An 8,329-nucleotide genomic window follows, 5' to 3' on the forward strand; every position below is an offset into this window, starting at 1 on the left:
GGCAATGGTTCATGGGGCGAACCCGACCGGCTACGCTCTCCTCAGGTTTTCTGCTCTACCGTCTGATAACCCCGGCTCAGTCGCAAAAACAGCATTGCCGTGGCCGCCAGGCCGCAGAGCGCCGCGCACATCAGCCACCAGCCGGGCGCGCTTTTGCTGCCGGTGAGCTGTACCAGCGCGGTGGAAATCGCCGGCGTCAGGCCGCCGAAAATCGCGGTCGCCAGACTAAAGGCGAGGGAAAAACCCACGGTACGCACATAGACCGGCATCACTTCGGTGAGCGCGGCCACCATCGCGCCGTTATACATACCAAAGAAGAACGAGAACCACAGCAGCACCAGCGTCATGCGAGTAAAGTCCGGTGCCGATGTCAGCCAGGTCATGGCAGGCCAGGTGGTCGCCAGCGCCAGCAGGGTGATGCCCATTAATACCGCGCGACGGCCGATACGATCGGAAAGCGCCCCGCCGATCGGCAACCAGATAAAATTCGAGATGCCCACCAGCATGGTGACAATCAAACTGTCGCGCGCCGTCAGGTTAAGAACGCTTTTGCCGTAGGTCGGGGTATAGACGGTAATAAAGTAGAACGTGGTGGTGGTCATGGCGACCAGCAGCGTTCCGGCGATAATCAGCCGCCAGTTCTGCATGATAGTGGCGAAGATCTCCCGTGTATCAGGGCGGTGCGTGCGTTGTAAAAACGCCTCGGTTTCCTGCAGCGAGCGGCGCAGCACAAAGATCAGCGGAATAATCATACAGCCGATAAAGAACGGAATACGCCAGCCCCACTGCGCAATCTGATCGTGTCCCAGCAGTACGTTCAGGCTGTAACCGATCAGCGCCGCCACCACGATCGCAATCTGCTGACTGGCGGATTGCCAGCTGGTGTAGAACCCTTTATTGCCAGGCGTAGCGATCTCCGAGAGATAGACAGAGACGCCCCCCAGCTCAACGCCGGCAGAGAAGCCCTGCAGCAACCGCCCCAGCAGCACCAGCGCCGGTGCCAGGATGCCGATGGTTTCATACCCCGGCACCAGCGCAATCAGCAGCGTGCCGCATCCCATAATAGCCAGCGTTACCATCAGCCCTTTGCGCCGTCCGATGCGATCGATATAGGCGCCGAGGATGATCGCCCCCACCGGTCGCATCAGAAAACCGGAGCCAAACACCGCGAAGGTGAGCATCAGCGAAGCGAATTCGCTGTCGGCAGGAAAAAAGGTGTGGGCGATATAGGTGGCATAAAAGCCAAACAGAAAAAAGTCGAACTGCTCAAGAAAATTACCGCTGGTAACACGGAGTATTGCGCCGAACGTGCCGGCGCGGGATAAGGGGGTTGTACGTTGATTCATAGGGCAGATCTCCACAACAGCTCACTTGCTTGTTATCGGTAAGTGTTCCGGGCTTAGTCGCCAGCGACACCCGTGTTTTTTCCACGTCGTTTTTCTATTGCCCACTTCAGCAATGCCGCGCTGCGGTAAAAGCCGTGGGCAAACTTGCCATAAGGGATGGTAAGAAACAGGGCCATCACTACGCCCAGGTGCAGCGCCAGCAATATTCCCATCCAGCCCGTGTCACGCCCGGCGAGCAGGCCCAGGCCGCTCAGGCTGGTCAGCAACAGCAGCAGAATAAAGCCGCGATCCATCGGTTTCTGGCGCGCGTCCCCCTGTTGCGGCGCGCGGCGCAGGTTCAGCCACAGCAGCCCTGCCGGGCCGACAATCAGCCCCACCCCGCCCAGGGTGCCCAGGATGACCGGCAGACTCCAGAAGGGATAAGGCGCTTCCACGCCAGCGATATAGTGATAGCCGGTCGCCACCAGCGTGGCGGCAAAGCAGAGCAGAAAACCATAAAAGGTCAGATGATGAAAACGCCGCCGCTGCAGGGTAAAGGCGTCATTTTCTTCGTTACACCCCTTGCCGTGGCCGCCGTCGAGGTACTTCAGGGTGAGCGCGTTTTTCGACGCCTCCAGCCATTCAGGCGTCTGCGGCGTGCCGGGGGTAATTTCGCGCCAGAAGCGCATCACTCCCGCCATCAGCGCCACTATCGCCAGGGTAAATACCCCGCCAAACATCAGCGCCAGCAGGTTATGGGGGAAGATCTGGTAGAAATCCCCCGCCAGCGGCGGATGGATCAGCGATCCGGTTAACGCCAGCGCCAGCAACAAAAACAGCGACAAGCCAAAGGCCAGCGCCAGCGTGACCGTTGTTCCGGCGCGACGATACAGCGCGCCCAGCGCGGCGGGTTGAGCATAATACTGATAGGTTTCCAGCCGTACCTGCGCCATCGCCTGCGGTACATTGATGGCAAACTCATGGGGCGGCGCATACTGACAGGCATGCAGGCAGGCGCCGCAGTTATGACAGAGGTTCGCCAGGTAGTTAATATCCGCTTTGCCAAAGGTCAGGCGCTGCGTCATGGCCGGAAAGACCGCACAAAAACCTTCGCAATAGCGGCAGGCGTTACAGACCTGCATCACCCGCTCGACTTCCGCTTCCGGTTCGCTCAGGATTTTTGCTTCAATAATCAGCTTCTCAAGCTGCTTCATCGCTCACCTCCCATCCCGCAGCCCGTGCGGCTTCTTTTCCTGCAATACGACCAAAGGTGGTGCCGATGGACATGCCCACCCCGGCGGTATAGCCTTTGCCAAGAACATTTCCGGCCATCATTTCGCCGGCGACAAACAGATTACGGCTGGGTTGTCCGGCAAAATGCACCGCGGCGTGCTCATTCACTTTCAGGCCCAGGTAGGTAAAGGTGATGCCGGGACGCAGCGCGTAGCCGTAGTAGGGTGGTGTATCGATGGGTCGTGCCCAGTGCGTTTTTGGTGGTGTCAGCCCTGCGGTGGCGCAGTCATCCAGCCTGGTGTGATCGAAGTGGCCGGGCTGACAGGCCCGGTTATAGCGCGTTACGGTCTCGGTGAACTGCTGCGGATCCAGCCCCAGCTGGCGCGCCAGCCCCGGCAACGTGCCTGCCCGGCTGCCGGGGAAAACCGGCGGCATAAACTGCCCCAGCGCTTTGCTGTCGATAATGGAAAAACCGATCTGATCGGGCTGCTGTGCCACCAGCCGTCCCCAGATGGCGTAGCGTTTCGGCCAGAAATCTTCTCCTTCATCATAGAAGCGTTGGGCATCACGATTGACCACGATGCCTAATGAGACACAGTCGACTCGGGTGCAGATGCCGCCGTCATAAAGCGGCGCGCGCGCATCAATCGCGACACAATGCGACTGTGACGGATCGCCGATAATATCGGCGCCTGCGTCCATCATAAATTTGAGCAGCACGCCCTGATTGAAGCGCGTGCCGCGAATAAGAAAGTTATCGGCGGGCCACTCGCCCCTTTCATTCTGCCCCCAGGCTTCACGCAGCCAGGCGCGGTTGGATTCAAAACCACCTGCCGCCAGCACACAGCTTTTCGCCGTGATGCGCTCCTCGCCAGCCAGGGCAGCGACAAATTCCCCGTTTTGCAGCTCCAGCGCCTGTACCGGGGTGTTGTAGCGTATCTTCACGCCAAGCGTCTCTGCACTTCGGTAGTAAGCATTTACTAACGCCTTGCCGCCGCCCATAAAGAAAGCGTTGGTACGGGCGACGTGCAGCGCACCGGAGAGCGGCGGCTGAAAATTAACCCCGTGGCGGCGCATCCAGTCACGACAGGTTGAAGAGGTGCGGATCACCAGCCGCGCCAGCGCTTCGTTCGTCTGTCCGCCCGTCACGCGCCACAGATCCTGCCAGAACTCCTCTTCCGGATAGCTCTCCACCAGCACATCCTGTGGCGCGTCATGCATACAACGCAGATTGCGCGTGTGCTGCGAGTTACCGCCGCGCCATTCCCGGGGAGCCGCCTCCAGCATCAGCACGGAGGCCCCCGCTTCTCTGGCCGTCAGCGCCGCGCATAATGCGGCATTTCCCCCGCCAATCACCAGTACATCGACCATTCATCTCTCCATTACAACCTGCTATTTGTTATGGAGAGTTAGACATACTGCCGGTACGGTCGCTATTGGGGATAACTTAACGGGGGTTCAGGATGTGTAAAGGGTCGCGCCTGGCCATACGCCCTGCTCGACCAGCTGCTGCATCACCCGGTTAAGCACTACCCGCGCCGCCAGTCCGGCGGGCGAGAGTTCATCATCTGAGAGGCTGACAAGAAAATTGGGGCGACTGAGCACCGGATTATGAATGCCGATCACCCGCAGGCCTTCATCGTGCACCCGGGAGAGCGCCGCGCCGGGTTGCAGGGTGGCCCCCAGCCCATGGCGCACTGCATCCATCAGCAGCGATAGTCCATCAATTTCTGTCACCATTTCCAGTTGAAGCGCATTTTCGTGACAGATCTCTTCCAGGCGATCGCGCAGGCCGTGGCCCTGGCTGGGCATAATCAGCGGAATAGCCGCAAGGGCGGTGGGCTCTGCCAGGTCGCCAGGCAGAGAAGCTAACAACGTGTGGGTGCCAATCAGGAACAGCCGCTCTTCCAGCACCGCTCTGGCGCTCCAGCGCGTAATTTTGTCCTGCTGGAACACCACGGCCAGATCCAGCTGACGTGTGGTGATCATACGCGCCAGGTTGCCGGAGAGCGTTTCGATGATATGTAGCCGCACATCGGCATAGCTTTCACGCATCGCTTTAATAAAGGGCAGTCCCAGCACCGAGGCGGTACTGGGGGCCATCCCGACACTGACGTGGCCGGAGAGTCTTGCCTGACGCGCCGCCAGTACCGCATCATCAGCATGACGCAGCGCCAGTTGCGCCTGAGAATAGAATGCCAGTCCGGCATCGGTTGGAGTGACACCCCGTGAAGTGCGTTGCAGCAAACGGATCGCCAGTTCATTTTCCAGACGACTGATTTGCTGACTGAGCGCCGAAACACCCATATCGAGATCGAGCGCGGCGCGCCCCATACTGCCGGTTTCCACAATACGCACAAAATAGCGTAACTGGCGAAGCTCCATCCTGTCCTCCTGTTATCCGGAGCTTCAGCCAATACAGTTATTTTTACATTAATGCAACATTATACTGCGCGGTTCGCCCTGTTGCTTAGCGGTTCTGCCCGGCCATCAGCACATATTTCACCTGTACATACTCTTCAATACCGTAATAACTGCCTTCGCGCCCGTAGCCGGAAGCTTTGATGCCGCCAAAGGGCACCGATGCCGTCCCGACAGAACCGGAATTCAGGATCACCATCCCCGACTCCAGTTTTCTGGAAAGGCGGAATGCCCGGCCCACATCCCGGGTCCAGGCATAAGAGACCAGACCATATTCAGTATTGTTGGCGCAGCGGATCACTTCTTCCTCAGACGAGAAACGATAGATCGGGAACACCGGCCCGAAAATTTCGGTGTTGTGGATCGCAAAGCTATCGTCCAGATCGCACAGAATAGTAGGCTGATAAAAGAGTCCGCCTTTGACATCCGGCTTGCCGCCCAGCTTCACCGTTGCGCCACGCGCCACCGCCTCATCGACCAGAGACGTGACTTTATCCAGCGCCATCTGATTGATCAGCGGCCCTACAACAAACTCATCCTGCATCCCCTGATCGACGCGGATTTTGCTCACTGCCGCCGTCAGACGCTCCACAAAGGTGTTATAGATGCCATCCTGAACAAACACACGGTTCGGTGAGATGCAGACCTGGCCTGAGTTACGCAGTTTCGCGTTCACCAGACCGGTTACCGCATCGTCCAGAGAGGCGTCGTCAAACACCAGGAAAGGCGCATTACCGCCCAGTTCCAGCGTCATTTTTTTCAGCGTTTCACCGCAGCGGCTGGCCAGCAGTTTGCCCACCCGGGTAGAACCGGTGAACGAAACTTTATGAATACGCGTATCGCTGGTAAACGCTTCGCCTATCGCTTTCGGATCCCCGGTGACCATCTCAAACACACCTGAGGGAATGCCGGCTTCCCGCGCATACTCCAGCAGTTTCCAGGCCGTCAGCGGCGTCTCTTCTGCGGGTTTGATGATCATGGTGCAGCCAGCCGCCAGCGCGGTAGCGATCTTGCGAGTGATCATCATAAAAGGAAAGTTCCACGGCGTGATGGCGGCTGTCGGCCCTACCGGCTCTTTCATCACCAGCACGCTGGCGTTAGGGTCGTGAGAAGGAATGGTGTCGCCATAAACGCGTTTTGCCTCTTCCGCATACCATTCAATAAAACCGAGCCCATACTCGATTTCTCCCAGCGCTTCACTCAGGCACTTGCCGTTTTCTCTGACCATAATTTCAGCAAAAACACGTTTGTCGGCGCGCACCAGATCGTACCAGCGACGCAGAATCGTGCTGCGTTCGGTAGCCGTTTTTTGTGCCCAGGCAGGAAAGGCGGCACAGGTACGATCGATAGCCGCCGCCACTTCGGCTGCGCTCATCATCGGGGTTTGCCCAACGACTGATCCATCCGCAGGATTGATTACATCTATCATTTCTCACCTCATACAGTTTGTATTTCCCTGGAGACGCCCCTAAAGGGGGGGACGTCGTGTTGACGGGAATGATTGTCCTGCGTTGGCATAATGACGACAATCGATTAAAATTCCTCAAACGTTGAGAAAAACTCAAGGATAATGACTGTGACGCGTGAGCTGCCGCCGTTGAATGCGCTGCTGGCTTTTGAATCTGTCGCCCGTACCGGCAGCGTACGCGCCGCCGCCGGGCATCTTTCTGTGACCCCCGGTGCGGTCAGCCGCCAGTTGCGCCTGCTGGAAGAGCATTTTGGTACGCAGCTGTTTCAGCGCCAGGGGCGCGGTCTGCTGCTTACCCATGCCGGCAGCGCTTACTTCCATCAAATCAGTATGCATTTCGACGGGCTGCGCCAGGCCGGGCAGATCTTGCACCGCAGCGCAGGGCGTACCGTTATCCGGCTGCACTCTTTTACCACCTTCGCCACCCGCTGGCTGGTTCCCCGTCTGACCGCCTTTCAGCTGGCGCACCCCGCTATTGATGTGCGGCTCACCACTGCCTCTGACTGGGATGACGCGGCGGATTTTGACGCGGCGATCCGCCTGGGAAACGGCGACTGGCCCCAGATGCATGCCACCCCGCTGGTGGAAAATCAGCTGGTGCCGGTCTGCCGCCCTACGCCAGGCCGCAAGGCAACGTTGAATCCTGAACAGCTGGCACAGCACACGCTGCTCAGGGTGCGCGGCCGTCCCGATGACTGGCAACGCTGGAGCGAGGCCTTTGGCGTTGATCTTAATCGCCTTACGCAGTGGCGTGAACTGGAAAGCTCAGCGCTGGCCTATCAGGCCGCTATGGAAGGCCAGGGGGTAGCGCTGGCGCAACGGGTACTGGTGGAAAATGAGCTTAAAGAAGGCACCCTGATTGCTATGGAAGGATGCCAGCTTGACTGCGGAAAACTGACCTATTATCTGGTGTGGAATCATGACTGCCCGAAAGCAGCTAACCTGCACCTGCTGGAACATTGGCTTACCCGGCAGGCCTCATCCCCGGCGATAAGCTGTTATCCTGAACCCGGCTGACCTTAGCCCGACTTGACAACACAGCTACCTATTAGTAGGTTGGTAAAATATTGGCGCGGTCAGCCCGCGCTCATACGACTCCCTAATCATCATGGCCAGGAAGGATGGGTATGACCACAGAGCTTTCACAGAAAGCCAGCGAAATCGTTGCTTACACCCGACGGCTTCTGGCGTCAGGTGGCTATAAAAGTTTCAGCTACGCTGATATCGCTGAACAGGTACAAATTCGCAAGGCCAGTATTCACCACCACTTTCCCAGTAAAGCGGAGCTGGTGCGCACGGTGGTGACACAATATCGTGCAGAAGCGCGTGAAGGGATGCGTATGCTGGATGAGAAGTTGAACGATCCTCTGGCTGAACTCAACGCTTATGTCGATTACTGGTTCAACTGCATCAAAGACGGTTCTGCGCCCTTCTGTATCTGTGTCATGCTGGCCGTTGAGTTACCGGTCCTGCCGCCGGAAGTGGCGGCGGAAGTCACCGGGCATTTTCACGACCTTTCCGACTGGCTGACCTCGTTGTTAAGCAGAGGCGAGCGCAGCGGCATTTTCCAGCTGAAAGAGACGCCCGCTGTTGAGGGCAAGGCCCTGATGGCGACAGTGCATGGTGCGATGCTGGCCGCGCGTGCCTATGATAATCCTGAGGTCTTCCGTCAGATTGTCCGTCCGGTCATTGAAAACATGACCCGCTAACCTGACAGCGATCTGCCGGATCGCTGTCATAATTTTTTACCTGATTAACCTACCAACTAATAGGTAGATATGCCAGGATACAAAAACGTGCTGAAAAGATGAGCTGTTTTTCAGCCATAGCGAGATTGAGCCTGGGGATTTCCGGGGCAGCACTGTCCGGAAAACTCACTGAC

Annotated in this window: 7 protein-coding genes; 2 read left to right on the top strand and 5 right to left on the bottom strand. The window is 58.0% G+C overall.

What is annotated here, in order from left to right:
- Positions 1 to 41 precede the first annotated feature (41 nt).
- The 5 genes from E0E17_RS18985 to E0E17_RS19005 all read right to left on the bottom strand — a co-directional run bounded on the left by E0E17_RS18985 (position 42) and on the right by E0E17_RS19005 (position 6,408).
- The gene (locus E0E17_RS18985) at positions 42 to 1,346 is read right to left on the bottom strand and encodes an MFS transporter (protein ID WP_130835730.1); all 1,305 of its coding nucleotides are present in this window, start codon (positions 1,344 to 1,346) and stop codon (positions 42 to 44) included.
- 53 nt (positions 1,347 to 1,399) lie between these two features.
- Entirely contained in the window at positions 1,400 to 2,539 is a 1,140-nt protein-coding gene (tcuB, locus tag E0E17_RS18990) for a tricarballylate utilization 4Fe-4S protein TcuB (RefSeq protein WP_130835731.1), read from the bottom strand.
- A complete protein-coding gene (gene tcuA, locus E0E17_RS18995) occupies positions 2,526 to 3,929 on the bottom strand; it encodes an FAD-dependent tricarballylate dehydrogenase TcuA (protein WP_130835732.1) in 1,404 nt (467 codons plus the stop codon). The genes tcuB and tcuA overlap by 14 nt, the downstream gene beginning before the upstream one ends.
- A gap of 87 nt (positions 3,930 to 4,016) precedes the next feature.
- On the bottom strand, positions 4,017 to 4,943 hold the full coding sequence (locus E0E17_RS19000; RefSeq protein ID WP_130835733.1) for a LysR family transcriptional regulator: 927 nt from the start codon (positions 4,941 to 4,943) through the stop codon (positions 4,017 to 4,019).
- Between the two features lie 85 nt (positions 4,944 to 5,028).
- Entirely contained in the window at positions 5,029 to 6,408 is a 1,380-nt protein-coding gene (locus tag E0E17_RS19005; RefSeq protein WP_130835734.1) for an NAD-dependent succinate-semialdehyde dehydrogenase, read from the bottom strand.
- Between the two features lie 147 nt (positions 6,409 to 6,555).
- On the opposite strand from E0E17_RS19005, the gene E0E17_RS19010 reads away from it, so the two are divergent.
- Together E0E17_RS19010 and E0E17_RS19015 are read left to right on the top strand one after the other, a co-directional pair.
- On the top strand, positions 6,556 to 7,464 hold the full coding sequence (locus E0E17_RS19010) for a LysR substrate-binding domain-containing protein (RefSeq protein ID WP_237680844.1): 909 nt from the start codon (positions 6,556 to 6,558) through the stop codon (positions 7,462 to 7,464).
- A 110-nt stretch (positions 7,465 to 7,574) separates the two neighbouring features.
- On the top strand, positions 7,575 to 8,156 hold the full coding sequence (locus E0E17_RS19015; RefSeq protein ID WP_130835736.1) for a TetR/AcrR family transcriptional regulator: 582 nt from the start codon (positions 7,575 to 7,577) through the stop codon (positions 8,154 to 8,156).
- Positions 8,157 to 8,329: the final 173 nt, after the last annotated feature.

Source organism: [Erwinia] mediterraneensis, assembly GCF_900604315.1.
Taxonomy (GTDB): domain Bacteria; phylum Pseudomonadota; class Gammaproteobacteria; order Enterobacterales; family Enterobacteriaceae; genus Pantoea; species Pantoea mediterraneensis_A.

Bases quoted from the DNA above. Each gene is read 5' to 3' on its own strand.
- E0E17_RS18985 (WP_130835730.1), bottom strand. From the start codon at position 1,346: ATGAATCAACGTACAACCCCCTTATCCCGCGCCGGCACGTTCGGCGCA.
- tcuB (WP_130835731.1), bottom strand. From the start codon at position 2,539: ATGAAGCAGCTTGAGAAGCTGATTATTGAAGCAAAAATCCTGAGCGAA.
- tcuA (WP_130835732.1), bottom strand. From the start codon at position 3,929: ATGGTCGATGTACTGGTGATTGGCGGGGGAAATGCCGCATTATGCGCG.
- E0E17_RS19000 (WP_130835733.1), bottom strand. From the start codon at position 4,943: ATGGAGCTTCGCCAGTTACGCTATTTTGTGCGTATTGTGGAAACCGGC.
- E0E17_RS19005 (WP_130835734.1), bottom strand. From the start codon at position 6,408: ATGATAGATGTAATCAATCCTGCGGATGGATCAGTCGTTGGGCAAACC.
- E0E17_RS19015 (WP_130835736.1), top strand. From the start codon at position 7,575: ATGACCACAGAGCTTTCACAGAAAGCCAGCGAAATCGTTGCTTACACC.